This window comes from Streptomyces sp. NPDC048584 (genome assembly GCF_043199595.1).
Lineage (GTDB): Bacteria > Actinomycetota > Actinomycetes > Streptomycetales > Streptomycetaceae > Streptomyces > Streptomyces edwardsiae.
In genome coordinates this window covers 107044-131118 of record NZ_JBICWF010000005.1, presented here as the reverse complement: position 1 = coordinate 131118, position 24075 = coordinate 107044, and the positions used below count along the sequence as shown (strand labels likewise).

Genomic DNA, 24075 nt, shown 5'->3' with positions numbered 1-24075 from the left:
TCTTTCATGATGTGACCCGTGATGTGAAGGAAATTTTCGGGAGCGGTCCGGCCGCGCCCCCCGCCCCTCCCGCGCCCGCCGCCCTGGCGGCCAAGGTCCGTACGCTGGCTCCGTCGATGACCCGTTCCATGCAGCGGGTCGCCGAGGCCGTCGCCGACGACCCGGCCGGCTGCGCGGCCCTCACGGTCACCGGACTCGCCGAGCTCACCGGCACCAGCGAGGCCACCGTCGTACGCACCGCCCGGCTGCTCGGCTATCCCGGCTACCGGGATCTGCGCCTGGCCCTGGCCGGGCTCGCCGCCCAGCAGCAGTCGGGGCGCGCGCCCGCCATCACCACCGACATCGCGGTGGACGACCCCATAGCCGACGTGGTGGCCAAGCTCGCCTACGACGAGCAGCAGACCCTCGCGGACACGGCGGCCGGGCTGGACACCGTGCAGCTCGCGGCGGCCGTGACGGCCCTGGTCGGCGCCCGCCGCACGGATGTGTACGGCGTCGGCGCGTCCGGGCTGGTCGCCCAGGACCTCACCCAGAAGCTGCTGCGGATAGGCCTGCTGGCGCACGCACACAGCGACCCGCACCTCGCCGTCACCAACGCGGTGCAGCTGCGGCCGGGTGACGTGGCGATCGCCATCACGCACTCCGGCTCGACCGGCGACGTCATCGAACCGCTCCGGGCGGCGTTCGAGCGCGGGGCGACGACGGTGGCGGTCACCGGTCGCCCGGACGGCCCCGTCACGCAGTACGCCGACCATGTGCTGACCACGTCCACGGCCCGCGAGAGCGAGCTGCGGCCGGCGGCGATGTCGTCCCGTACGGGGCAGTTGCTGGTGGTGGACTGTCTGTTCGTGGGGGTCGCGCAAAGGACGTACGAGGCGGCGGCACCGGCGCTCGCGGCCTCCTATGAGGCGTTGGCGCACAGGCACCGCGTGCCTCGTAAAAGCCCCTAGGGTTCGGTCCCGTGCTGTGACCGCGGCTGGTCCGGGGCTGGTCGCGCCCACGCGGCGGAGCCGCACGTGCCACAGCCCCCGCGTCCCTGGGACACCTTCCCACCCCGAGCTGGAAAGTCACCTTCATGTCTACTTCTCCCCACGACCTCCGCGCCCAGCTGGAGACGCTGACCACCGAGGCGTACCGGCCCGAGCTGGCCGATGTCGACCGGTTGCCCACGCTCGACATCGCCCGGCTGATGAACGGCGAGGACGCCGGGGTGGCCGGGGCCGTCGCCGAGCAGGTACCCGCGATCGCCGCCGCCGTCGATGCCGTGGCCGAACGGATGGCGCGGGGCGGGCGGCTGATCTATGCCGGTGCCGGAACGGCCGGGCGGCTGGGGGTGCTGGACGCCTCGGAGTGCCCGCCGACCTTCAACACGGACCCGGCGCGGGTGGTCGGGCTGATCGCGGGCGGCCCAAGCGCCATGGTCACGTCGGTGGAGGGTGCCGAGGACTCCCGGGAGCTGGCCGAGTCCGACCTGGCGGCGCTGGCGCTGACCGCCGACGACACGGTGGTCGGCGTCTCGGCGTCCGGCCGTACGCCGTACGCGGTCGGCGCGGTCTCGTACGCCCGTGCGCGCGGCGCCCTCACCGTGGGCCTGGCCTGCAACCGGGGCAGCGCGCTGGCGGCGGCGGCCGAGCACGGCATCGAGGTGGTCGTCGGGCCGGAGTTCCTCACCGGCTCCACCCGTCTGAAGGCCGGTACGGCACAGAAGCTGGTGCTGAACATGCTGTCGACGATCACGATGATCCGGCTGGGAAAGACGTACGGGAACCTCATGGTCGACGTGCGGGCCTCCAACGAGAAGCTGCGCGCCCGCTCCCGCCGTATCGTCGCCCAGGCGACGGGCGCGGACGACGACGTCGTCGAGCGGGCCCTGACCGCGACGGACGGCGAGGTCAAACACGCGATCCTGGTCATCCTGGCGGACGTCGACGGCCCCACGGCCACCCGCCTCCTCACCGAGACGGACGGCCATCTGCGCGCGGCGCTCGCCAGGGCGCGGGAGTAGAGGGGATCCGTGGGCGGATACTGGAGAGCACCCGACCCGGAGACGAACCATGAACCACGCGCAGCTCACCGCCCTGGGCCGCGCCCTGCGTGTGCTCGGGGAGCACGGCGAGGCGCTGTCCCCCGATACACCGGACGCCCGGCTGCACGAGGTGAAGGACGATCTGCGGCGGGCGCTCGACCTGCTGGAGGAGAGCGTCAACACGGCGGCGCCCACCACGCGTTGCGCCGAGCACCCGACGGGCCCGGTCGACAGGAGCGCCCCCGACCTGTGCCTGCTCTGCGAGACCCGGCGCCGCACGGCCCGCCGCGCCGAATTCAACGGCCCCGCCCCGCAGCACCGCCCGGCCGACCCCGCCCCGTCCCGCTACGGAGTACGGGCGGACCGCCCGCAGCCCCAGCAACGCTGGCTCCCGGAACTCTGGAACGGCCAGTCGTGGCAGCTCTGCGGCACCCCCCGCCGGGACCGCCGGGAAGCGGAACTCTTCATCGCGGCCCAACGCCGCTCCCCCCGGGCGGCGATGGCCTACCGCCTGGTCCACGAGTTCACGGACTACGAGGTACTACGAGTCTGGGGAACCCCGATGAGCACGGACCTGGAAACCCCGTAAGCACCGAGGGGCGCGGGGAACTGCGCAAAAAAGAGGGGTCTGGGGGCGCAGCCCCCAGGGACGGGAACGGGAAGGGGCGGCGGGGGCGAAGAACCCATCCACGCCACCCCGCCGCCGCCTTACGCCTTGACCGCCCCCACAGCCTCCCCCGCGCCCTCGGCACCCGCGGCCGCCGCTGATTCCTCCCGTCGCCGCGGAATGAACGCGGCGATGACAAACCCGAGCAACGCCGCCCCGGCCCCCAGCGCCAGCACCGTCCGGAACGCATCCTCCGACGGCAGCGCGAAGCCCCCGAACGCGGTGGTCATCTGAGCCAGCACCACACCGGCCACCGCACTGGCGACAGACGTACCGATGGACCGCATCAGCGTGTTGAGCGCGTTCGCCGCCCCCGTCTCCGACGCCGGCACCGCCCCCATGATCAGCGTAGGCATGGCCCCGTACGTGAACCCGATCCCCGCCCCGATGACACACGACGCCAGCACGAAGTGCCAGACCTCGCTCATCAGCACGACGTTCAGCCCGTACCCCGCGGCCACGATCAGCGCGCCGATCATCAGCGTCACCTTGGGCCCCTTGGCCCGCGACACCAGCGCGGACACCGGCGCCAGCGCCATCATCACCAGACCGGAGGGCGCCATCACGAGGCCCGCCATGAGCAGCGACTGCCCCAGCCCGTATCCGGTCTCCTCCGGCAGCTGCAGCACCTGCGGGATGACCAGGGACATGGAGAACATCGCGAACCCGATGGCGATCGAGGCGAGGTTGGTGATCAGCACCTGCGGCCGGACGGTGGTCCGCAGATCCACCAGCGGCTGATCGGTACGCAGCTCGAAGAGGCCCCAGCCGACCAGGATCAGGACGGCCGCCGCGAACAGACCGAGCGTGGTCCCGCTGGACCACCCCCAGTCACCGCCCTTGGAGATCGCCAGCAGCAGAGAGATCAGCCCGGCCGCCATCCCCACCGATCCGGGCAGATCGAACCGCCCCCCGGTCCGCACCTTGGACTCCGGGACGAGGGAGGCCACCGCGACCAGCGCGACGACACCCAGCCCGGCCGAGATCCAGAACAGCATGTGCCAGTCGAAGTTGTCGGCGATGAGCGCGGCGATGGGCAGCCCGAGCGCTCCGCCGACACCGAGCGAGGCGCTGATCATCGCGGTGGCGGAGCCCAGCTTCTCGGCGGGCAGTTCGTCGCGCAGGATGCTGATGCCGAGCGGGATCACACCGGACGACAGGCCCTGGAGGGCACGCCCGACGATCATCGGGACGAGGGAGTCGCTGAGTCCGGCGACGACGGAGCCCACGACCAACATGCTCATGCTGACCAGCAGCATGCGGCGCTTGCCGTACATGTCGCCGAGCCGGCCCATGACGGGCGTGGCGACGGCGGCGGCGAGCAGGGTGGCGGTGATGGCCCAGGCGGCGTCCGCGGCGGAGGCGTTCAGATACTGCGGCAGTTGCCCCACGATCGGGATGACCAGGGTCTGCATCAGCGAGACGACGATGCCGCCGAAGGCCAGTACGGGCACCACGGCGCCGGTCCTGGGCGGCGCGGCGGTGCCGGGCGTGGGCGAACGGTCGAGTGCGTCGGGCATGAGGGAGGTCTCCGTCGGGACTCGGGGCAATACTTGACTCAAGCAACTTTAAGGCGATTGATTGACTTAAGCAAATTAATACGGGATGACAAACGGATGGCGCCCCCGCGTCCGGAGGCGCCACCCGCCACTGGCCGGCTCAGCTCAGCGTCTTGAGCGCCGACCCCTCGTACGGCGTCAGTTCGTCGAAGCGCCCGGCCAGCACCTTGGCCGCCCAGTTCGGGTCCTGGAGCAGCGCACGGCCCACGGCGACGAGGTCGAACTCGTCGCGCTCCATCCGGTCGAGCAGGTTGTCGATGCCGCCGAGTGCGGCACCCTCCCCCCGGAAGGCCTTGAGGAACTCGCCGTCCAGTCCGACGGAACCGACGGTGATGCTCGGCCTCCCGGTCAGCTTCTTCGTCCAGCCGGCCAGGTTGAGGTCGGAGCCCTCGAACTCCGGGAGCCAGTAGCGGCGCGTGGACGCGTGGAAGGCGTCGACACCGGCCTCGGCGAGCGGGGCGAGGATGGCCTCCAGCTCCTGGGGCGTCTCGGCGAGCCGGGCATCGTAGGCGTCCTGCTTCCACTGCGAGTAGCGGAGGACGACCGGGAACTCCGGCGACACGGAGTCGCGCACCGCGGCCACGATCTCCGCCGCGAACCGGGCGCGCGCGACCGGGTCACCGCCGTAGGCGTCGGTACGGCGGTTGGTGCCGGACCACAGGAACTGGTCGACGAGGTAGCCGTGGGCGCCGTGCAGCTCCACGCCGTCGAAGCCGATCCGCTCGGCGTCGGCGGCGGCCTGTGCGAACGCGCCGATGACATCGTCGATGTCGGTCTGCGTCATCACCCGGCCCTTGCCCTCGGTGCCGTCCGTGCGCACCCCGGACGGACCGACCGCCGGAGCCTGCGGGTACGGCTCCTGCCCCTGCTCGCGAACCATGCCGATGTGCCAGAGCTGCGGCACGATCCTGCCGCCCGCCGCGTGCACCGCCTCGGCGACCTTCACCCACCCCGCGAGCTGCTCCTCCCCGTGGAACCGCGGCACCCGGTCGCTCTGCCCGGCCGACTCGTGTCCGACGTACGTGCCCTCGGTGACGATCAGCCCGACACCGGCGGCGGCCCGGCGCGCGTAGTACGACACCACGTCCTCCCCGGGCACCCCGCCCGGCGAGAACATCCGGGTCATCGGCGCCATGGCGATGCGGTTGGGAACGGTCAGACCGTTGATGGTGACGGGCCGGGACAGAATCCCGGCGGCTCGAGCGGTGGCGTCCGGGGAGGCGACGGTCACGTGGGGGCTCCTCTGTTTCGAATACCGGTCAGTATGTGTACATGCATTAAATGCATCTACGGCACCAACGGGAAGGCGGGGGGAGGCATTCCCTCACTCCCCAGACGTGACTCCGCTCACGAAGCGACCGTGCGCCCGAGGCTCCGCCTTCATCGACCGGCTCACCGACGGCGCCGACATCTCCGTGAAGACGCTGGCCAGGACGCTCCCGTACGGGCAGTGCGCGCTGCGGACCGCTCTCAACAACTGTCAGCGCACGGGCCACTTGCGCCGCGGCCGGGAAACCGTGGCGGCGAGGGCGACCGCCGGTGGCACACGTCGACCGCGACAACTACACGGTCAGGGTCTACAGCGAGCCCAAGAACGGCCGCTATCAGCAGTCGCCGTCATACCCCTGGGGGACCGGCGTCGTACTCCCTGCCCCCGTGGACATCACCCTCGACACCGAGGAGCTCAAGGAGTACGCGGACTGACCCCGCCCACGCCCGAGGGCGGCACCCCCTGTCGGAACAGGGGGTGCCGCCCTCGGTCGTACGGCGGACGGGTCCGATCCTCGGGAGGATCAGAAGTCCATGTCACCGCCCGGCATGCCGCCGCCGGCCGGGGCCGCGGACTTCTCCGGCTTGTCGGCGATGACGGCCTCGGTGGTGAGGAAGAGCGCGGCGATGGAGGCGGCGTTCTGCAGCGCGGAACGGGTCACCTTCGCCGGGTCGATGATGCCTTCCTTGACCAGGTCGACGTACTCGCCGGTCGCGGCGTTCAGGCCGTGGCCCGGGGTCAGGTTGCGCACCTTCTCCACCACGACACCGCCCTCGAGGCCGGCGTTCACGGCGATCTGCTTCAGCGGGGCCTCGAGCGCCAGCTTCACGGCCTGGGCGCCGGTCGCCTCGTCACCCTCGAGCTCCAGCTTCTCGAAGACCTGGGAGGCCTGCAGCAGGGCCACGCCGCCACCGGCGACGATGCCCTCCTCGACGGCCGCCTTGGCGTTGCGCACGGCGTCCTCGATGCGGTGCTTGCGCTCCTTGAGCTCCACCTCGGTGGCGGCACCGGCCTTGATGACCGCGACACCGCCGGCGAGCTTCGCCAGGCGCTCCTGCAGCTTCTCGCGGTCGTAGTCCGAGTCGCTGTTCTCGATCTCGGCGCGAATCTGGTTCACGCGGCCCTGGACCTGGTCGGCCGAGCCGGCACCGTCGACGATGGTGGTCTCGTCCTTGGTGATGACGACCTTGCGGGCCTTGCCCAGCAGGTCGAGCGTCGCGTTCTCCAGCTTGAGGCCGACCTCCTCGGAGATGACCTCGCCGCCCGTGAGGATGGCGATGTCGCCGAGCATGGCCTTGCGGCGGTCACCGAAGCCCGGGGCCTTGACGGCGACGGACTTGAAGGTGCCGCGGATCTTGTTGACCACCAGGGTCGACAGGGCCTCGCCCTCGACGTCCTCGGCGATGATCAGCAGCGGCTTGCCGCCCTGCATGACCTTCTCCAGGAGCGGGAGCAGGTCCTTGACGTTGGAGATCTTGGAGTTCGCGATCAGGATGTACGGGTCGTCGAGGACGGCCTCCATACGCTCCATGTCGGTGGCGAAGTACGCCGAGATGTAGCCCTTGTCGAAGCGCATACCCTCGGTGAGCTCGAGCTCCAGACCGAAGGTCTGGGACTCCTCGACGGTGATGACGCCTTCCTTGCCGACCTTGTCCATGGCCTCGGCGATGAGCTCGCCGATCTGGGTGTCGGCGGCGGAGATGGAGGCCGTGGAGGCGATCTGCTCCTTGGTCTCGACATCCTTCGCCTGCTCGAGGAGCGCACCGGAGACGGCCTCGACGGCCTTCTCGATACCGCGCTTCAGAGCCATCGGGTTGGCACCCGCGGCAACGTTGCGCAGGCCCTCCTTGACCAGGGCCTGGGCGAGAACGGTCGCGGTGGTCGTACCGTCACCGGCGACGTCGTCCGTCTTCTTGGCGACTTCCTTGACCAGCTCGGCGCCGATCTTCTCGTACGGGTCCTCGAGCTCGATCTCCTTGGCGATGGACACACCATCGTTGGTGATCGTGGGGGCGCCCCACTTCTTCTCGAGGACGACGTTGCGGCCCTTGGGGCCGAGCGTCACCTTGACGGCGTCCGCGAGCTGGTTCATGCCGCGCTCGAGGCCGCGCCGCGCCTCCTCGTCGAACGCGATGATCTTGGCCATGTGAAGTGGTCCCTCCAGGACTGGGGGTGATTCCTTCGGACCGCGCCCGCGCCCGCGACGGACGGCTCGCCGGCCTTGTGGTTCCTTGCCCCACACGACCTGCGGGCCTCACCGACCCGGTCCTTACGTTGTCACTCTCACCTTCAGAGTGCTAACGCCAATGATTAGCACTCGACCCATGCGAGTGCAAGCGCCTATGGGTAGTACAGGGACGCGCTCAGCCGCCCGCGAACACGGCGCGCCCCCCGCGCGGGCACGCGGCGGGCCCGGCGCGGCACCCCGCGGGCAGGGCACAGACACGGCGCGAGCAGGGCGCGGGCACGGCGAAGGGCCCGCACCCCGGGGGGTGCGGGCCCTTCACCGGCAGAAGATTCTTTCGGCTGATAGCGCGTTCAGGCGCTGAGACGAACCATGTCGGCCTGCGGGCCCTTCTGACCCTGCGAGATCTCGAACTCGACCCGCTGGCCTTCTTCGAGGGTGCGGTAGCCGTCCATCTGGATCGCGCTGTAGTGGACGAAAACATCCGCACCACCGTCGACCGCGATGAAGCCGTACCCCTTCTCCGCGTTGAACCACTTGACGGTGCCCTGAGCCATGCCTAACTCCCCTATTACTGGCCCTTGCACGGATCCGCACTTCGCGGATCCGGGTCAGACCTCACCCCCCAACGGTTGGGGGCGTGCGCCGGAACGCGTCGACCGCGGCTGAATGTATCTGCCCAACTGCCGTCTGCAACAGGTCAATCGGACGAGAAATCTGGACGACACCGGTCCGGAATGTGGCGAGAATTCGCCTGAATTCAGGGCAAGCCGGACCGGACAATCAGCGCAAATGCCGTGGAAGGGGCCCGCACTTTGGCTACATCCAGTCGGGCTCGCGGCAGAAATCAAGGGTTCCCGATCAGTGGATCGGGGGCGTGTTCCCCAACTCTACCGCGCTCAATCCCATGGAATTGCCCCCTCCGCTTCTCTTACGGAGGGGGCAAAGTCCCAAACGCTCGGTCATCGTCATTACCGACGGTAATGATCAGCCTCCGGCCACCGCCGGAATGATCGAGACGCCGGCCCCGTCCGGAGTGGCCGTCTCCAGCCCCTGCTCGAACCGCACGTCGTCGTCGTTGACGTACACGTTCACGAACCGCCGCAGCTTGCCCTGGTCGTCCAGTACCCGGGCGGCGATCCCGGTGTGGTTCTTCTCCAGATCCGAGATGACCTCGCCGAGGGTCGCCCCCTCGGCGCTCACTTCGGCCTGCCCACCGGTGTAGGTACGCAGAATGGTAGGAATCCGTACGGTAACGCTCACAACAAAACCTCCGGTCAGGTGACTTACCCAGGGGGCGCGGGGCTGTATCGACATGCGGCTGCCGCCGCGTGGGCGCGATCAACCCCCGCCGACCCGCGGACGAGGACGAGAGAACGGCCGCTAGGCCAGCCCGGCCTCACGGAACGACTCGAGGCTGGGACGAATCGTCGCCGTCATCCCCGTGCCGGCGACCGCGTCCAGCGTCTTCAGACCATCGCCGGTGTTGAGCACCACGGTGGTCAGAGAAGGATCGAGCGCCCCGCTCTCCAGCAGCTTCCGGGTGACCCCCACGGTCACACCCCCCGCGGTCTCCGCGAAGATCCCCTCGCTCCGGGCGAGCAACTTGATCGCGTCGACGATCTGCTCGTCCGTGACGTCCTCCACCGCCCCGCCGGTACGGCGTGCGATGTCCAGGACGTACGGCCCGTCCGCCGGGTTGCCGATCGCCAGCGACTTGGCGATCGTGTCCGGCTTCTGCGGACGTACGACGTCGTGCCCCGCCTTGTACGCGGTGGAGACCGGCGAGCACCCCTCGGCCTGCGCGCCGAAGATCCGGTACGGCTTGTCCTCGACCAGACCGAGCCTGATCAGCTCCTGCAGCCCCTTGTCGATCTTCGTGAGCTGCGAGCCGGAGGCGATCGGGACGACGAGCTGGTCGGGCAGCTCCCAGCCCAGCTGCTCGCAGATCTCGTACGCGAGGGTCTTGGAGCCCTCCGCGTAGTACGGCCGCAGGTTGACGTTGACGAACCCCCAGCCCTCGCCGGCCGGGTCGCCGATCAGCTCGGAGCAGAAACGGTTCACGTCGTCGTAGTTGCCCTCGATGCCGACGAGTTCACCGCCGTAGACGGCGGCCATGACGACCTTGCCCTGTTCCAGGTCGTGCGGGATGAACACACAGGACCGGAAGCCGGCGCGGGCCGCGGCGGCACCGACGGCGCCGGCGAGGTTGCCGGTGGAGGAGCAGGACAGGGTGGTGAAGCCGAAGGCGCGGGCGGCCTCGATGGCCTGCGCGACGACGCGGTCCTTGAAGGAGTGCGTCGGGTTGCCGGAGTCGTCCTTGACGAACAGCTTGCCGGGGTCGACACCCAGCTCACGGGCGAGGTTGTCGGCCCGGACGAGCTTGGTCCAGCCGGGGTTGATGTTGGGCTTGTCCGCCACGTCCGCCGGGACGGGCAGCAGCGGCGCGTAGCGCCAGATGTTCGCGGGTCCCGCTTCGATCCGCTTGCGCAGTTCCTCGGTGTCGTAGGCCGAGAAGTCGTAGGCGATCTCCAGCGGGCCGAAACACTCCTCGCAGGCGAAGACGGGGCCGAGCGGGACGCGGTGGCCGCACTCGCGGCAGGAGAGCGCCGCTGCGGGGCCGAGGTCGACCGCGGAATCGGTGGTGCTTGCAACAGTCTGCACAGCCATGGAGGCGAGGCCCTTTCTCCTCATCTTCCTCACGACGCATCTCGCCGTGAGACGGATTTGGCACCTTCCCTAGCCGGGAGCCTCGCCACGTCTGTGTGACAAGAGCCGGCTGGAGGGTTGCCGGGGCTTCATCGGGCCGTATCCCTCTGCCCCTCTGGATGAGCGGTGTTCAGTTGTTGTCCACGCGGTGACCCCGGCATGCGGTGGTCACGGGCGTTGTTCAAGACTGTAACCGACGGCCTGCGGGGTGGAGAGTGCCCGTCCGAACCGCGAGACGGATCACAGGCCAGTGAGGAGCCCGGGAGCGTGCTGGAAGAAGTCGAACGCTGGCTGACCGACCGCTCCTGGTCCGTGGGCGACCGGCCGCTCCACCGGATCCTGGCGGCGAAGCGCGCCACGGGGCAGACCGTGAGCGTGGTGCTGCCCGCGCTCAACGAGGAGGCGACGGTCGGCGACATCGTGTCGGTGCTCCGGCACGACCTGGTACTGCGGGTTCCGCTGGTCGACGAGATCGTGGTGGTCGACTCGGGGTCGACGGACCGTACGGCCGAGGCGGCGGCCGCGGCGGGCGCGACCGTGGTGCACCGGGACGCGATCCTGCCCCGGATCCCCGCGGTGCCCGGCAAGGGCGAGGTGCTGTGGCGGTCGCTGCTCGTCACCCGGGGCGACATCGTGTGCTTCGTCGACGCGGACCTGCGGGAGTTCTCCTCCGACTTCGTCTCCGGCATCGTCGGCCCGCTGCTCACCGAGCCCGACGTGCACCTGGTCAAGGCGATGTACGACCGTCCGCTCACGGTGTCCGACGGACACGCCTCCGGCACGGTGGCGGCCGGTCAGGGCGGCCGGGTCACCGAGCTGATGGCGCGCCCGCTGCTGAACATGCACTGGCCCCAGCTGGCCGGTTTCGTCCAGCCGCTCGGCGGCGAGTACGCGGCCCGCCGGAGCCTCCTCGAGCAGCTGCCGTTCCCGGTCGGGTACGGCGTCGAGCTGGGCATGCTGGTCGACGCGCTGCACCTGGTGGGCCTGGACGCGCTGGCCCAGGTCGACGTCGGCGTCCGCAAGCACCGCCACCAGGACGGCCAGGCCCTCGGCCGGATGGCCGCCGCGATCTACCGCACCGCCCAGCTGCGCCTGGCCCGCGGCCATCTGATCCGGCCGTCCCTGACCCAGTTCGAGCGGGCGGGCGACAACTTCGAGCCCCGTACGTACTCGGTCGACACGGAGGAACGGCCGCCGATGACGGAGGTCGCGGAGTACCAGGCACGCAGGGTCGCCTGATCCGTATACGGCCGAAGTGTGCGTTTGAGGCCCCTGGGGCCGGGCTAGGTTGAGGCGTATGGCTGTCACGCAGGGTGCTCAGGTGCTGGTCGCGTCGAATCGCGGGCCCGTCTCGTACACGGTGGAGGACGACGGGTCGCTGCGCGCCAAACGGGGCGGCGGGGGGCTGGTGTCGGGGCTCTCGGCGATCGGGCCGGACGCGGGGGCGCTGTGGGTGTGCTCGGCGCTGTCCGACGGCGACCGGGAGGCGGTGCGGCGCGGGGCCGGCGAGGACGGCGTACGGATGCTGGACATCCCGGCGGACGTGCACGCGGACGCGTACAACGGGATCGCGAACTCGGTGCTGTGGTTCGTCCACCACATGCTGTACCAGACGCCGCTGGAGCCGGTCTTCGACGCGGAGTTCCGCAGGCAGTGGGCGTCGTACGAGGCCTACAACCGGGCGTTCGCCGAGGCGCTGGCCGAGGAGTCGGCGCCGGGTGCGGCGGTCCTGGTCCAGGACTACCACCTGACGCTGGTCCCCGGGATGCTCCGTGAGCTCCGCCCGGACCTGCGCATCGCGCACTTCTCGCACACGCCGTGGGCGCCGCCGGAGTACTTCCGCATGCTGCCCGACGACATCGCCGGGCAGTTGCTGCGCGGCATGCTGGGCGCGGACCGGCTCGGCTTCCTCACCCACCGCTGGGCGGACGCGTTCACGGCGTGCTGCGAGCAGTTCGCGGGCGGGCTCGGGGACACCCGGATCGGGGTGCACGGCCTCGGCGCCGACGCGGACTTCCTGCGGGCCCGGTCCCACGAGGCGGACGTCGAGGAGCGGATCGTGGCGCTCCGGGAGGAGATCGGCGAGGGGCGCCGGACGATCGTACGGGTCGACCGGACCGAGCTCTCGAAGAACATCGTGCGCGGTCTGCTGGCCTACCGGCAGCTTCTGGACGACCGCCCCGAGTGGCGCGAACGTGTGGTGCACATCGCCTTCGCCTACCCCTCCCGGCAGGATCTTGCCGTGTACCGCGACTACACCGCGGAGGTGGCACGGGTCGCGGAGGAGATCAACGAGCGGTACGGCACCGAGGGCTGGCGACCGGTCCTGCTGCACCTCAAGGACGACTTCGCGCGCTCGCTGGCCGCGTACCGGCTGGCGGACGTGGCGCTGGTCAACCCCGTGCGCGACGGCATGAACCTGGTCGCCAAGGAGGTCCCGGTGGTCTCCGACGCGGGGTGCGCGCTGGTGCTGTCACGGGAGGCGGGCGCGCACGAGGAGCTGGGTGAGGACGCGCTCACGGTCAATCCGTACGACATCGTCGAGACCGCCGGCGCCCTGCACGAGGCGCTGACGATGGGCCCGGAGGAACGGGCCGAGCGCGCCAAGCGCCTGACGGCGGCGGCGACCGCGCTGCCCCCGGCGCGCTGGTTCCTGGAGCAGCTGGAGGCGCTGCGGGAGACCGGCGGGCGTGGATAGGTTGGGACGCATGGGCAGCCCTACGGATTCCACGCCGGTGCCCGCCACGCGGGCGGGACGGGACGGACTGGACGCACTTCTCTCCCGGCCGGACAAGGCGCTGATCGGGCTCGACTTCGACGGGACGCTCGCGCCGATCGTGGCCGACCCGGAGCGGGCCCGCGCGCACCCGGACGCGGTGCCGGCGCTCGCCGCGCTCGCGCCGAAGGTGGCTTCGGTCGCGGTCGTCACCGGCCGGCCGGCGGACGTCGCGGTCCGTCACGGCGGCTTCGCGGGCGTGCCGGGTCTGGAGCACCTGGTCGTCCTCGGCCATTACGGCGCCGAACGCTGGGACGCGGTCACGGACACCGTCACCGCGCCCGCCCCGCACCCCGGGGTCGCCGCGGTCCGCGCGGAGCTGCTGGACCGGGCCGGGGCGTGGCGGGGCACGTGGGTCGAGGAGAAGGGCGGCCGCGCGGTGGCGGTCCACACCCGCCGGGCCACCGATCCGCAGGCCGCGTTCGACGCCCTGCGCCCGCCGCTCACCGAGCTGGCGGCGCGGCACGGTCTGATCGTCGAGCCCGGCCGCATGGTCCTGGAACTCCGCCCGCCCGGCATGGACAAGGGCGTCGCCCTTCTGGACCACGCGCGGTCCATCGGCGCGGGGTCGGTGCTGTACGCGGGCGACGACCTGGGCGACCTGCCGGCGTACGGGGCGGTCGAGCGGCTCCGTGCCTCCGGCGTCCCAGGGCTGCTGGTGTGCAGCGGCAGCGACGAGGTCACGGAACTGAGGGAACGCTCGGACCTGGTGGTCGACGGACCGGCGGGTGTGGTGGGGCTGCTGCGGGCGCTGGCGGGGCGTCTGCCCTGACGGGATTCGCCCCCGCCGCCCCTTCCCGTTCCCGACCCCGGGGGCGCTGCCCCCGGACCCCCGCTCCTCAAACGCCGGAGAGGCTGCGTTTTGCGGCGGATCAGCGCTCGGCGCGGCGGGATTCGCGGACTCGGCGGAGGCGGTTGACCGTGATCGGGTCGTGGGCCAGGGCCCGGGGGTTGTCCAGGAGGGCGTTGAGGAGTTGGTAGTAGCGGACGGGGGCCAGGCCCAGTTCCTCTCGGATGGCGCGCTCCTTGACGCCGGGGCCCGAGAAGCCCCGGCGTTCCAGGGCCAGGATGTCCTGCTCGCGCTGGGCGAGTCCCCCGTCTCCCGTGTCCATGCCCCGCAGGCTACCCCGCCGCCTCCGCGCGCGTCGCCGCCGCCTGGAGGCCGCCGAGGACGCCCGCGGGGCTGCCGTTCGGGGTGACCGCCTTGCCGATCTGCTTCTTCACCGCCGCGTTGACCGCCGCCCAGGAGGTGTTGCCGACCGGGTAGAGCTCCGAGGTCGCCAGCTGGTCGAGGAACGGCTTCAGGTCCTTGTCCTGCTCGGACGCGGCCATCGTCCGGGACGCGGAGACGGTGACCGGCAGCAGGTTGTACTCGCGGGAGAACGCGAGCACGTTGTCCTCGCTGTAGACGAAGTCGAGGAAGTCGCCGATCTCGTCGCGGTGGCCGTTCTCCTTGAAGGCCATCATCCAGTCGGCGACGCCGAGCGTGGCCTTGCTCTCGCCCTCGGCGCCCGGCGTCGGCACCATGCCGAACTTCACGCCCTTCGCCTTCGCCGTCTCCATCAGCGAGGGATGCCCGTTGAGCATGCCGACCTGCCCGGCGGCGAACGCCTCGAACGCGTCGGCCCGGTCGAGCTTGCCGGGTGCGACCGGGCCCGTCAGGCCCTTGCCGACCAGTTCGCTCTTGAGCCAGCCGAAGGTCTCGACGTTCGCCGCGGAGTCGATGCTGTAGGTGCCCGTGATGTCGGTGTAGCCGCCTTCACCGCCGAGCATCCACTGCATGGTCTCGGCCTGCGCCTCCTCCGGGCCGAGCGGCAGCGCGTACGGGTACTTCACGCCGTCCGCCTTGAGCGCCTCGGCGTCCGCGGCGAGCTCGTCCCAGGTCTTCGGCGGGGTGATGCCGGCCTCGTCGAACAGGGTCTTGTTGTAGAACAGCACGCGCGTGGAGGAGGCGAACGGCATGCCGTACTGCACGCTGTTGACCTCGCCCGCGGTGGTCAGCTGGGAGAGGAAGTCCGCCTGGACGGGGATGGAGAGCAGGTCGCCGGCCTTGTAGAGCCGCCCCTCGGCCGCGTAGTCGGCGTACGCGCCGATCTGCGCCAGGTCGGGCGCCTCGCCCGCGTCGACCATCTCCTTGACCTTGCGGTCGACGTCGTTCCAGGAGTAGACGTCCACGTCGATCTTCACATCGGGGTGCTCGGACTCGTACCGGTCGGCCAGGTCCTGCCAGTACTTCTCGGAGCTGTTGGACTCGCTGTCGCCGTAGTCGGCGGCGACCAGCTTCAGCGTCACGTCGGATGATCCGCCACCGAGACCGCATCCGCCGAGGACTCCCGTCAGCCCCAGTGCGGACACCACCGCGATCACCCTTGTCCTGACCCGCCGCTGCACGTGCCTTACCCCTGCCCCGGCGCTGACGCGCCATCGGAAAACATTCGATAATCGGAATAAGGTCTACACCACGCGAGTGGACTAGACCTCTTGAGGGTAGCCGGTCCACACTGTCACCCGTGAGACACGTCATCGCCCTCGATGTGGGCGGCACCGGGATGAAGGCCGCGCTGGTCGGGGCGGACGGCGAGCTGCTGCACCAGGACCGCCGGGCCACCGGCCGCGAACGCGGCCCGGACGCGGTCGTCGCGGACATCCTCGGCTTCGCCGCCGACCTGCGCGCCGACGGCGTACGGCGGTACGGCGAACCCGCGTCCGCCGCCGGCGTCGCCGTCCCCGGCATCGTCGACGAGTCCGAAGGCGTCGCCGTCTACGCGGCCAACCTCGGCTGGCGCGACGTCCCGCTGCGCGCACTGCTCACCGAACGGCTCGGCGTCCCCGTCGCCCTCGGCCACGACGTCCGCACCGGCGGTCTCGCCGAGGGCCGGATCGGCGCGGGCCGGGGCGCGGACCGGTTCCTGTTCGTGCCGCTGGGCACCGGCATCGCGGGCGCCATCGGCATCGACGGCCGGGTGGAGGCGGGCGCGCACGGCTTCGCGGGCGAGATCGGCCATGTCGTCGTACGGCAGCAGGGTGCCGTCTGTCCCTGCGGCCAGCGCGGCTGTCTGGAGCGGTACGCGTCCGCCGCCGCGGTCGGAGAGGCCTGGGCCGCCGCCTGCGGCGACCCGGGCGCGGACGCCGCGGACTGCGCCAAGGCCGTCGAGTCCGGTGACGTACAGGCCCGCCGGGTGTGGCAGGACGCGGTGGACGCGCTCGCCGACGGGCTGGTCACCGCGCTCACCCTGCTGGACCCCAGGACGCTGATCATCGGTGGCGGGCTCGCCGAGGCGGGGGAAACCTTGTTCACACCACTGCGGGAGGCCGTCCGGCGGCGGGTCACCTTCCAGAAGCTGCCGTCCCTGGTCCCCGCGGCCCTCGGGGACACCGCCGGATGCCTGGGCGCGGGGCTCCTCGCCTGGGACCTGCTCGCCGACACCACTGACCCCTCGTCTCCTTCGGAGGTAACCACCTGATGGCCCCCACCAAGGTTCTGACCGGTGCCCGGGTGGTACTTCCCACCGGGACCGTGGACGACGGCCGCGTGATCATCGAGGGCACGCGGATCGCGGACACGGCGCCCGAGCGTGCGGAGACGGTCGATCTCGGCGGCCACTGGGTGGTCCCCGGCTTCGTCGACCTCCACAACCACGGCGGCGGCGGCGCCTCCTTCGCCGGCGGCACCGCCGAGGACGTCCTCAAGGGCGTCCACACCCACCGTCTGCACGGCACCACCACGGTGGTCGCCTCCGCCGTCACCGGCGACCTGGACTTCCTCGCCCGGCATGCCGGGATGCTGGCCGAACTGGCCCAGCAGGGCGAGATCGCCGGCATCCACTTCGAGGGCCCGTTCATCTCCCCCTGCCGCAAGGGCGCGCACGACGAGGGTCTGCTGCGCGACCCCGACCCGGCCGAGGTCCGCAAGCTGGTCGACGCGGCGCACGGACACGCGCGGATGATGACCCTGGCGACCGAGCTGCCCGGCGGCCTGGACTCCGTACGGCTGCTCGCGGAGCACGGCGTGATCGCCGCCGTCGGGCACACGGACGCCACGTACGAGCAGACGCTGCAGGCGATCGACGCGGGGGCGACGGTCGCCACGCACCTGTTCAACGCGATGCCGCCGCTCGGCCACCGCTCCCCCGGCCCGATCACCGCGCTGCTGGAGGACGAGCGGGTCACGGTCGAGCTGATCAACGACGGCACCCATCTGCACCCCGCCGCCCTCCAGTTGGCCTTCCACCACGCGGGCGCGGGCCGGGTCGCCTTCATCACCGACGCGATGGACGCGGCCGGCTTCGGCGACGGCCGCTACATGCTCGGCCCGCTGGAGGTCGAGGTCGCGGACGGGGTGGCCCGGCTGGTGGAGGGCGGCTCGATCGCCGGCTCCACGCTCACCCTGGACCGCGCCTTCAAGCGGGCGGTCACGGTGGACGGGCTGCCCGTCGAGGACGTCGTACGGGCGATCTCCGCCAATCCGGCCCGGCTGCTCGGCCGGGACGACCGCATCGGCTCCCTGGAGCCCGGGAAGGACGCCGACCTGGTGGTGCTGGACGCCGGGTTCGACCTGGTGGGCGTGATGCGCCGGGGCGCATGGGTGGTCCGTCCCGAACTGGGCTGATCCGTCCCGCCCTCGGAGAACGGCGGCCGGTTCGGGGGCTGGGCCGACCGCCGTCCCTTTGGCATGATCGTGACCACGAGTGCTACGAGTGTGCGCAGGTGGAAGGGGAGGTCGGCCCGGTGATACTCACGGTCACGCTGAACACCGCTCTCGACATCACCTATCGCGTACCGTCCCTGCGGTCCGGTGCCTCGCACCGGGTCTCCGAGGTGACGGAGAGCCCCGGCGGCAAGGGCGTCAACGTCGCCAGGGTGCTCGCCGCCCTCGGCCACGAGGTGACGGTCACCGGCTTCTCGGGCGGCACGACGGGCCGGATCCTGCGCGACCGGCTCACCGAGGTCCCGCGCCTGACGGACGCGCTCGTCCCGGTCTCCGGCACGACCCGCCGCACCGTCGCCGTCGTCGACGGACGCGCCGGCGACACCACCCAGCTCAACGAACCCGGCCCGACGATCACCCACGCCGAATGGGCCGCCTTCCAGGAGGTCTACGAGGATCTCCTCGCCTCCGCCTCGGCGGTGGCCCTGTGCGGCAGCCTGCCCCCGGGCGTCCCCGTGGGCGCGTACGCGGGCCTGCTCCGCACGGCACGCGCGGCGCGGGTGCCGGCCCTGCTCGACACCAGCGGTGCGGCGCTGCGGCGCGGGGTGGCGGGCCGTCCCGACATCCTCAAGCCGAACGCCGACGAGCTGGCCGAACTCACCGGCTCCCACGAGCCGTTGCGCGCCATCCAGGACGCCCGCCGGCGCGGCGCGGGCACGGTGGTCGCCTCCCTGGGGCCGAAGGGCCTCCTCGCGGTCACCCCGGAGGGCCGCTGGCGCGCGACCCCGCCGACCCGGCTGGCCGGCAACCCGACGGGGGCCGGCGACTCCGCGGTCGCGGGCCTGTTGTCGGCCCTGGTCGAACACCGCCCCTGGCCGGACCGCCTGGTCCGCGCGGTAGCCCTGTCGACGGCGACGGTCCTGTCCCCGACGGCCGGCGACTTCGACCGGACGGCCTACGAGGAGCTGCTGACGGGGGTCACGGTGACACGGGAGAGCAGCGCGGCCTAGGCCAGGTCAGTCCTTGACCTGGCCCTTCTTCAGCCACATCTGGTCCAGCAGGACGTTGCACTTGTCGCCGTCGGCGCAGGAGACCGAGATGGTGTTGGTGCCCTTGTTGAGGGTGGGCCAGGAGTAGGTCTTGGTCCAGCCCTTGGAGAAGTCGCCGTCCTTGGCGTGGGCGAAGTTGCCCATGTTGACCTTGGAGCCGAACTCCTTGCCGTTGACGGTGAGCGTCATCGACTGGTCCTCGTCGGCGGTGCTGTAGCGCACGAAGACGGTGTAGGCGCCGTCCTCCGGGATGCCGTCGACGGTCCAGGTGACCGAGTTCCCCGGCTGGTTGAGGCCGGCCACGTAGACGCCGCCGTCGGACTGCGCGCCCGCGACGTCCGACGCGGTGGCGGCCGTACCGCCGAGCCGCAGCGCCTTCGCGTCGATGGTGGGCAGCTCCGCCGTCTCCTCGTCGTCGCCCTTGCTCGCCGACGGTGTCGGCTCGCCCGTGTCCTGGGACTGGGTCGGGGTGGAGTCCGCCTGGTTGTCACCCTTGTCGTCGTCATCGCCGCCGATCATGGCGATGCCGATGCCGATGACGACCGCGGCGACGACCGCGATCGCGCCGATCAGGAGGCCCTTGGTGTTCGGGCCGCGGCCCCGGCCGCCCCCGCCGCCGTGCGACGCATGGGCGCTGGGCGCCCCGCCGGGCAGCGTCTCCGGAGCGGCGTAGTGGGCGCTCGGCTGGCCGTAGACACCCTGCTGCGGCGGCGGAGCCTGCGGGGCGGCGCCCGGCTGGCCGTACTGGCGGGTCCCGACCGGCCGCACCCGGTTGACCGAGTTCGGGTAGCCGTAGCCCCCGGACGGCGGCTGGGCGCCGTTGGCCTGCCCGTCGGCGTAGAGGTAGCCGAACGGGTCGTCGTCCTCCGGCGTGCTCGCGCCGTTGTTGCCGGCCGTCATCCCTTGGTGCTCCTAGCTGCGGATCGGGTGCAGAGTGAGGGGGTGGAGCTAGCGAGCCTACCTGCTTCTCATGACCCGAACGGGTGACTCCGACCGCATCGCTCGACTGACCTGCGATTCATCCGGCACGGCGATGCTGTTTGGGACGAGATCGTTTCTCGACGTACATCCGCTCGTCGGCGGACTTCAACACTTCGTCCGCCGTCATCCCGCAGTGCGCCCACCCGATGCCGAAACTGGCGCCGACCCTGACGGCCCGTCCCTCGGCCCGGATGGGCTGGATGATCTCGTTGCGCAGCCGCACGGCGAGGTCCTGGGCGTCGGCCCGGCCGAGACCGTCGGCGAGGATCACGAACTCGTCGCCGCCGAGCCGGGCGACGGTGTCGCCGTCCCGTACGCCGTTGCCGAGCCGGCGGGCGACCTCGATGAGCACGGCGTCGCCCGCGTTGTGCCCGAACCGGTCGTTGATCGACTTGAAGCCGTCGAGGTCGCAGAAGAGCACCGCGAGACCCTTGGCGCCGTCGTCGAACTCGGCGGCGGGCGCGACCAGGTGCACATGGTGGTCGAAGCCGTCGTACTTCTCGGCGCCCGGCGGGAAGTCGAAGTCGTGGCCCCGGTCGAAGGCGGGCGGGCCGTAGGCGGCGTCGAAGCCGTCCACGGAGCCGAAGGACTCGAAGGGTTCCATGGAGTCGACGGTGGCGGGCAGCACGGGCTGCGGCGACTGCCGGCACAGCCGGGACGACAGCCGGGCGCGCAGCTCGGCGGAGTTCGGCAGCCCGGTGAGCGAGTCGTGGGAGGCGCGGTGGGCGAGCTGGAGCTCGCGGCGCTTGCGCTCCTCTATGTCCTCGACGTGGGTGAGGAGGAAACGCGGCCCGTCGGCGGCGTCGGCGACCACGCTGTTGCGCAGGGACACCCAGACGTAGGTGCTGTCGCGGCGGCACAGGCGCAGCTCGGCCCGGCCGCCCTCGGCGGAGGTGCGGAGCAGGGTGCCTATGTCCTCGGGGTGGACCAGGTCGGAGAAGGAGTAGCGGCGCATCGCGGAGGCGGGGCGGCCGAGGAGGCGGCACAGGGCGTCGTTGGTGCGCAGGATGCGGCCGTGCTGGTCACCGCCCATCTCGGCGATGGCCATGCCGGAGGGCGCGTACTCGAAGGCCTGCCGGAAGCTCTCCTCGCTGGCCCGCAGCGCCTGCTGCTCGCGCTCCAGACGGACCAGGGCGCGCTGCATGTTGGCACGCAGGCGCGCGTTGCTGATCGCGATGGCGGCCTGGAAGGCGTACATCTGCAGGGCCTCGCGGCCCCAGGCGCCGGGCCGGCGGCCGTTGCGCGGGCGGTCCACGGACAGGATGCCGACCAGCTCTCCGGAGGTGCCGCCACCCTGCGGGCCGGGGGCGTACATCGGCGCGAAGAGCCGGTCCGAGGGGTGCCACTCGTCCTCGAAGCGGGGCGCGGGCCCGTCGGTGTACCACTGCGGTACGTCGTCGTCGTCGAGGACCCAGCCCTCGGTGTGCGGTATGAACACCAGGTCGCCCCAGCGCTCGCCCATGTGCAGTCGGCGGTCCCAGGACTCGCGGGAGCCGGTCCGGCCGGTGATGAGGGCCTCGGCCGCGGAGTTCCCGGCCAGGGCGGCGACGACGAGATCACCGTCGGGGCGTACGAGATTGACACACGCGAGTTCGTAGTTGAGGGCGTCCACGACGCCGTCGGCGACGGTCTGCAGGGTGTCCGCGAGGCTGCGGGCCGTGTTCATGTCGGCCATGGCCGAGTGGAGTTGCCGCAGCGACGCAAGGCGGACGTAGGGTTCCGACTCGGTCTCCATCCTCGCCCTCCTCCCGAGACCTCGCAGCGAATCAAGCGTTCTCTTCGGCGTATCGTCCCAGCAGTTTCCCCGCCACTGAATCACAGCGCGCTGCCCACTCGGTACACAGGGTCAACAATTCTTGCCCCTTGTGACTCAAGTCACAACCAAACGTGAACAGTTGCGTGGACTTTCCGCGCTTTACGGGTGTGCTTACCGAACGCAGTTTTTGTGGTGCTTGTGCATGGACTGTGCCCGTCTCGGGCGTTGGTCCTAGGTCCCGTCTCGGGCCGGGGCCCGATGCGGAACCTGTGGAGCGGACATTAGCGTTTCCGGCGTGCCGAACACTTCCGCCCCGTCCACGATCACCGTTGTGCCCGCCGCCCGTCATGCTGAGGGGGTGAGCAACGACGAGTTCCGTGCCGCCCTGTCCCGGCTGGCCGCCGGCGTGGTCCTGGTGACCGCGCAGGAGCCGCCGCTGGACCCCGACGACCCCTCGGCGCCGGCCGGCGAGGACGTCGGCATGACGGCCACCGCGTTCATGTCGGTCTCGCTGGACCCGCCGCTGGTGCTGGTCAGTCTGCGCAACGGCTCCCGCATGGACGAACTCCTCGACGAACAGCCCCTGTGGGCGGTGTCCGTGCTCTCCGAGAGCCAGCGCCATGTCGCGGGTCGTTTCGCGATGAAGGGGCGGGTCAGCGACCGGCTGCTCTTCGCGGACATTCCGTACCGGCGCGGCGAACACAGCGGCTCACCGCTGGTCGGCGGGGCGCTGGCGACGATGGAATGCCGCACGGAACGACGCGTCCCGGCCGGGGACCACACCCTGGTCATCGGGCACGTCCTGACGGCCCACATCCCGAGCGCGGAGGGCGGCCCCCTGGCCTATTTCCGCGGCCGTTACCGCCAGTTGCGCTGACCGCATTGCGCCGGCAGCCGAAATCCCGTTTCCCTCACGGGATTTCCCCTCCCGCCCCGCATGAATTCCCCGCACGGGATCACAACCGGGGGCGAACGGCGCGACCCGGCGCCCACCCATGCCACCCTGCGGCACGCCGTGAGCCACACCCCCCGAAGGGGCGCGGGGAACTGCGCGACCAGCCACAACACACCCGCACCCACCCACGAACTCGACAGCCGCCGCGAGCCACACCCCCCGAAGGGGCGCGGGGAACTGCGCGACCAGCCACAACACACCCGCACCCGCCGAAGGCGCGAAACCACCCCCCGCAGGGGGCGCCAGGGCCCGGGGTCACACCCCGAGGGGGCCCGGGGGGGTCACCCCCAGTCCCGCGCGGAGCGCCCCCGCTTCGTCTCCGACCGCTGCTTCTTCTCCCGCAGCCGCCGCTCATTGATCCCCCGCGGAATCCGCGTAGCCCGCCGCGGTTTCGGCGGCGGCGCACTCGCCTCCGCGAGCAGCGCGGCCATCCGCACCGCCGCCGTCTCACGATTGCGCCACTGCGACCGGTGCTCCGAAGCGCGAACAGTGATCACCCCACCGTTCAGCCGCCCCGCCAGCCGCTCCAGCGCCCGCTGCTTCCACACTTCCGGCAGCGCTTCCGTACGCGCGAGATCGAAACGCAGTTCGACCTGCGAGTCGCTCGTGTTCACATGCTGCCCGCCCGGCCCGGACGACCGCGAGAAACGCCACGTGAGCTCGGCCTCGGGCAGGGAGACGGAGCCGCGGATGACATAGGGACCGGACATGACATACAGGTTCCCGCCCCTGACCCGGTCACGTCATCCGAATATTCGGATCCCGGTAAAGAAAGTAAAGCGACCTGGAACCTCACGCACCCCTCTCCGCGTTCAAGGTGGTAGCTGTAGCTTCTAGGCCGTACGTAGCCGTACGCAAACGAGGGAAGGGACTCCCAACAATGGCTGTAAGCCTGTCCAAGGGTGGCAACGTCTCGCTCACCAAGGAGGCTCCGGGCCTGACCGCCGTCACCGTGGGCCTCGGCTGGGACGTCCGCACCACCACCGGCACGGACTTCGACCTCGACGCCTCGGCGATCGCGGTCAACACGCAGGGCCGGGTCTACTCGGACGGCCACTTCGTGTTCTTCAACAACAAGCAGACCCCGGACAACACCATCGTCCACACCGGTGACAACCGCACGGGTGAGGGCGCCGGCGACGACGAGGCGATCAACGTCAACCTGGCCGCCCTCCCCGCCGACATCGACAAGATCGTCTTCCCGGTGTCGATCTACGACGCCGAGAACCGCAGCCAGAACTTCGGCCAGGTGCGCAACGCGTACATCCGTATCGTCAACCAGGCCGGCGGCGCCGAGATCGCCCGCTACGACCTGTCGGAGGACGCCGCCACCGAGACCGCCATGGTCTTCGGCGAGCTGTACCGCAACGGCGCCGAGTGGAAGTTCCGCGCCGTCGGCCAGGGCTACGCCTCGGGCCTCGTGGGCATCGCCCAGGACTTCGGCGTGAGCGTCTGACGGTCGCCCCGCACCCGTACCGGAGCCCCCGGCCCCGC

General features: G+C 71.1%; 23 protein-coding genes, 1 pseudogene and 1 riboswitch. Of the genes and pseudogenes, 13 read left to right on the top strand and 11 right to left on the bottom strand.

All coding sequences use genetic code 11. The features are described from left to right. Positions 1-11: 11 nt before the first annotated feature. The 3 genes from ACGFR9_RS13250 to ACGFR9_RS13240 all read left to right on the top strand — a co-directional run bounded on the left by ACGFR9_RS13250 (position 12) and on the right by ACGFR9_RS13240 (position 2615). Positions 12-950: a MurR/RpiR family transcriptional regulator gene (locus ACGFR9_RS13250; protein WP_393206668.1), complete on the top strand. Its 939-nt coding sequence runs from the start codon at positions 12-14 to the stop codon at positions 948-950. Positions 951-1075: 125 nt separating this feature from the next. Next, the gene (gene murQ / locus ACGFR9_RS13245; RefSeq protein ID WP_393206665.1) at positions 1076-2005 is read left to right on the top strand and encodes an N-acetylmuramic acid 6-phosphate etherase; all 930 of its coding nucleotides are present in this window, start codon (positions 1076-1078) and stop codon (positions 2003-2005) included. 49 nt (positions 2006-2054) lie between these two features. Then, the gene (locus ACGFR9_RS13240; protein WP_393206662.1) at positions 2055-2615 is read left to right on the top strand and encodes a hypothetical protein; all 561 of its coding nucleotides are present in this window, start codon (positions 2055-2057) and stop codon (positions 2613-2615) included. Between the two features lie 119 nt (positions 2616-2734). Here the strand turns inward: ACGFR9_RS13240 and ACGFR9_RS13235 are convergent, their stop codons facing one another. Both ACGFR9_RS13235 and ACGFR9_RS13230 read right to left on the bottom strand, forming a co-directional pair. Continuing rightward, complete coding sequence (locus ACGFR9_RS13235) at positions 2735-4213, bottom strand: MFS transporter (RefSeq protein ID WP_393206659.1); 1479 nt, start codon at positions 4211-4213, stop codon at positions 2735-2737. A gap of 139 nt (positions 4214-4352) precedes the next feature. Beyond that, a complete protein-coding gene (locus ACGFR9_RS13230) occupies positions 4353-5483 on the bottom strand; it encodes an NADH:flavin oxidoreductase (RefSeq protein WP_393206656.1) in 1131 nt (376 codons plus the stop codon). 106 nt (positions 5484-5589) lie between these two features. Between ACGFR9_RS13230 and ACGFR9_RS13225 the strand changes: the two are divergent. Together ACGFR9_RS13225 and ACGFR9_RS13220 are read left to right on the top strand one after the other, a co-directional pair. Beyond that, positions 5590-5775: pseudogene (locus ACGFR9_RS13225) on the top strand (hypothetical protein); the annotation flags it as partial. Between the two features lie 16 nt (positions 5776-5791). Then, positions 5792-5956, top strand: a complete 165-nt coding sequence (locus tag ACGFR9_RS13220) for a hypothetical protein (RefSeq protein WP_393206653.1) — start codon at positions 5792-5794, stop codon at positions 5954-5956. Positions 5957-6045: 89 nt separating this feature from the next. Here the strand turns inward: ACGFR9_RS13220 and groL are convergent, their stop codons facing one another. The 4 genes from groL to thrC form a co-directional block, all read right to left on the bottom strand. Continuing rightward, positions 6046-7668, bottom strand: coding sequence for a chaperonin GroEL (groL, locus tag ACGFR9_RS13215; protein ID WP_311646408.1), 1623 nt, complete (start codon positions 7666-7668; stop codon positions 6046-6048). Between the two features lie 392 nt (positions 7669-8060). Further along, positions 8061-8264 (bottom strand): cold-shock protein, encoded by a 204-nt coding sequence (locus tag ACGFR9_RS13210; RefSeq protein ID WP_004929928.1) that lies wholly within the window; start codon positions 8262-8264, stop codon positions 8061-8063. Positions 8265-8694: 430 nt separating this feature from the next. Further along, entirely contained in the window at positions 8695-8970 is a 276-nt protein-coding gene (locus tag ACGFR9_RS13205; protein WP_030864454.1) for a ubiquitin-like small modifier protein 1, read from the bottom strand. 120 nt (positions 8971-9090) lie between these two features. Then, a complete protein-coding gene (gene thrC, locus ACGFR9_RS13200) occupies positions 9091-10377 on the bottom strand; it encodes a threonine synthase (RefSeq protein WP_393206648.1) in 1287 nt (428 codons plus the stop codon). Between the two features lie 17 nt (positions 10378-10394). Then, positions 10395-10542: riboswitch (SAM riboswitch) on the bottom strand. Positions 10543-10683: 141 nt separating this feature from the next. On the opposite strand from thrC, the gene ACGFR9_RS13195 reads away from it, so the two are divergent. Genes ACGFR9_RS13195 through otsB form a run of 3 tightly spaced genes read left to right on the top strand, consistent with a single transcriptional unit; the run spans position 10684 to position 13964 of the window. Then, positions 10684-11655 (top strand): glucosyl-3-phosphoglycerate synthase, encoded by a 972-nt coding sequence (locus ACGFR9_RS13195; RefSeq protein WP_393206645.1) that lies wholly within the window; start codon positions 10684-10686, stop codon positions 11653-11655. Between the two features lie 58 nt (positions 11656-11713). Next, on the top strand, positions 11714-13114 hold the full coding sequence (locus ACGFR9_RS13190) for a trehalose-6-phosphate synthase (protein ID WP_393206642.1): 1401 nt from the start codon (positions 11714-11716) through the stop codon (positions 13112-13114). Between the two features lie 10 nt (positions 13115-13124). After that, the gene (otsB, locus tag ACGFR9_RS13185; protein WP_393206639.1) at positions 13125-13964 is read left to right on the top strand and encodes a trehalose-phosphatase; all 840 of its coding nucleotides are present in this window, start codon (positions 13125-13127) and stop codon (positions 13962-13964) included. Between the two features lie 100 nt (positions 13965-14064). Here otsB and ACGFR9_RS13180 read toward each other — a convergent pair whose 3' ends face one another. Together ACGFR9_RS13180 and ACGFR9_RS13175 are read right to left on the bottom strand one after the other, a co-directional pair. Then, positions 14065-14304 (bottom strand): DUF3263 domain-containing protein, encoded by a 240-nt coding sequence (locus ACGFR9_RS13180; RefSeq protein WP_393206636.1) that lies wholly within the window; start codon positions 14302-14304, stop codon positions 14065-14067. 10 nt (positions 14305-14314) lie between these two features. After that, complete coding sequence (locus tag ACGFR9_RS13175; RefSeq protein WP_393206633.1) at positions 14315-15550, bottom strand: extracellular solute-binding protein; 1236 nt, start codon at positions 15548-15550, stop codon at positions 14315-14317. Between the two features lie 152 nt (positions 15551-15702). Between ACGFR9_RS13175 and ACGFR9_RS13170 the strand changes: the two genes are divergently transcribed. The 3 genes from ACGFR9_RS13170 (at position 15703) to ACGFR9_RS13160 (ending at position 18850) form a co-directional block, all read left to right on the top strand. Next, positions 15703-16656 (top strand): ROK family protein, encoded by a 954-nt coding sequence (locus ACGFR9_RS13170; protein ID WP_393206630.1) that lies wholly within the window; start codon positions 15703-15705, stop codon positions 16654-16656. Further along, positions 16656-17801, top strand: coding sequence for an N-acetylglucosamine-6-phosphate deacetylase (nagA, locus tag ACGFR9_RS13165; RefSeq protein WP_393206627.1), 1146 nt, complete (start codon positions 16656-16658; stop codon positions 17799-17801). The genes ACGFR9_RS13170 and nagA overlap by 1 nt, the downstream gene beginning before the upstream one ends. 119 nt (positions 17802-17920) lie before the next feature. Then, complete coding sequence (locus ACGFR9_RS13160; protein ID WP_393206624.1) at positions 17921-18850, top strand: 1-phosphofructokinase family hexose kinase; 930 nt, start codon at positions 17921-17923, stop codon at positions 18848-18850. A 6-nt stretch (positions 18851-18856) separates the two neighbouring features. On the opposite strand, the gene ACGFR9_RS13155 is transcribed toward ACGFR9_RS13160, so the two are convergent. Next, on the bottom strand, positions 18857-19789 hold the full coding sequence (locus tag ACGFR9_RS13155) for a carbohydrate-binding protein (protein ID WP_393206620.1): 933 nt from the start codon (positions 19787-19789) through the stop codon (positions 18857-18859). Between the two features lie 118 nt (positions 19790-19907). Continuing rightward, positions 19908-21605: a diguanylate cyclase CdgB gene (cdgB, locus tag ACGFR9_RS13150; RefSeq protein ID WP_393206617.1), complete on the bottom strand. Its 1698-nt coding sequence runs from the start codon at positions 21603-21605 to the stop codon at positions 19908-19910. 316 nt (positions 21606-21921) lie between these two features. On the opposite strand from cdgB, the gene ACGFR9_RS13145 reads away from it, so the two are divergent. After that, entirely contained in the window at positions 21922-22503 is a 582-nt protein-coding gene (locus ACGFR9_RS13145; protein WP_393206614.1) for a flavin reductase family protein, read from the top strand. A 359-nt stretch (positions 22504-22862) separates the two neighbouring features. Here ACGFR9_RS13145 and arfB read toward each other — a convergent pair whose 3' ends face one another. Continuing rightward, entirely contained in the window at positions 22863-23291 is a 429-nt protein-coding gene (gene arfB, locus ACGFR9_RS13140; RefSeq protein ID WP_393206611.1) for an alternative ribosome rescue aminoacyl-tRNA hydrolase ArfB, read from the bottom strand. Positions 23292-23461: 170 nt separating this feature from the next. Here arfB and ACGFR9_RS13135 point away from each other — a divergent pair, with 170 nt between their 5' ends. Further along, positions 23462-24037 carry a TerD family protein gene (locus ACGFR9_RS13135; protein WP_030223415.1) on the top strand — a complete coding sequence of 192 codons (576 nt, stop codon included), beginning with the start codon at positions 23462-23464 and terminating at the stop codon, positions 24035-24037. The last annotated feature ends 38 nt before the right edge of the window (positions 24038-24075 follow it).

Bases quoted from the DNA above. Each gene is read 5' to 3' on its own strand.
- murQ (WP_393206665.1), top strand. From the start codon at position 1,076: ATGTCTACTTCTCCCCACGACCTCCGCGCCCAGCTGGAGACGCTGACC.
- ACGFR9_RS13240 (WP_393206662.1), top strand. From the start codon at position 2,055: ATGAACCACGCGCAGCTCACCGCCCTGGGCCGCGCCCTGCGTGTGCTC.
- ACGFR9_RS13235 (WP_393206659.1), bottom strand. From the start codon at position 4,213: ATGCCCGACGCACTCGACCGTTCGCCCACGCCCGGCACCGCCGCGCCG.
- groL (WP_311646408.1), bottom strand. From the start codon at position 7,668: ATGGCCAAGATCATCGCGTTCGACGAGGAGGCGCGGCGCGGCCTCGAG.
- ACGFR9_RS13210 (WP_004929928.1), bottom strand. From the start codon at position 8,264: ATGGCTCAGGGCACCGTCAAGTGGTTCAACGCGGAGAAGGGGTACGGC.
- thrC (WP_393206648.1), bottom strand. From the start codon at position 10,377: ATGGCTGTGCAGACTGTTGCAAGCACCACCGATTCCGCGGTCGACCTC.
- ACGFR9_RS13190 (WP_393206642.1), top strand. From the start codon at position 11,714: ATGGCTGTCACGCAGGGTGCTCAGGTGCTGGTCGCGTCGAATCGCGGG.
- otsB (WP_393206639.1), top strand. From the start codon at position 13,125: ATGGGCAGCCCTACGGATTCCACGCCGGTGCCCGCCACGCGGGCGGGA.
- ACGFR9_RS13180 (WP_393206636.1), bottom strand. From the start codon at position 14,304: ATGGACACGGGAGACGGGGGACTCGCCCAGCGCGAGCAGGACATCCTG.
- nagA (WP_393206627.1), top strand. From the start codon at position 16,656: ATGGCCCCCACCAAGGTTCTGACCGGTGCCCGGGTGGTACTTCCCACC.
- ACGFR9_RS13155 (WP_393206620.1), bottom strand. From the start codon at position 19,789: ATGACGGCCGGCAACAACGGCGCGAGCACGCCGGAGGACGACGACCCG.
- cdgB (WP_393206617.1), bottom strand. From the start codon at position 21,605: ATGGAGACCGAGTCGGAACCCTACGTCCGCCTTGCGTCGCTGCGGCAA.
- arfB (WP_393206611.1), bottom strand. From the start codon at position 23,291: ATGTCCGGTCCCTATGTCATCCGCGGCTCCGTCTCCCTGCCCGAGGCC.
- ACGFR9_RS13135 (WP_030223415.1), top strand. From the start codon at position 23,462: ATGGCTGTAAGCCTGTCCAAGGGTGGCAACGTCTCGCTCACCAAGGAG.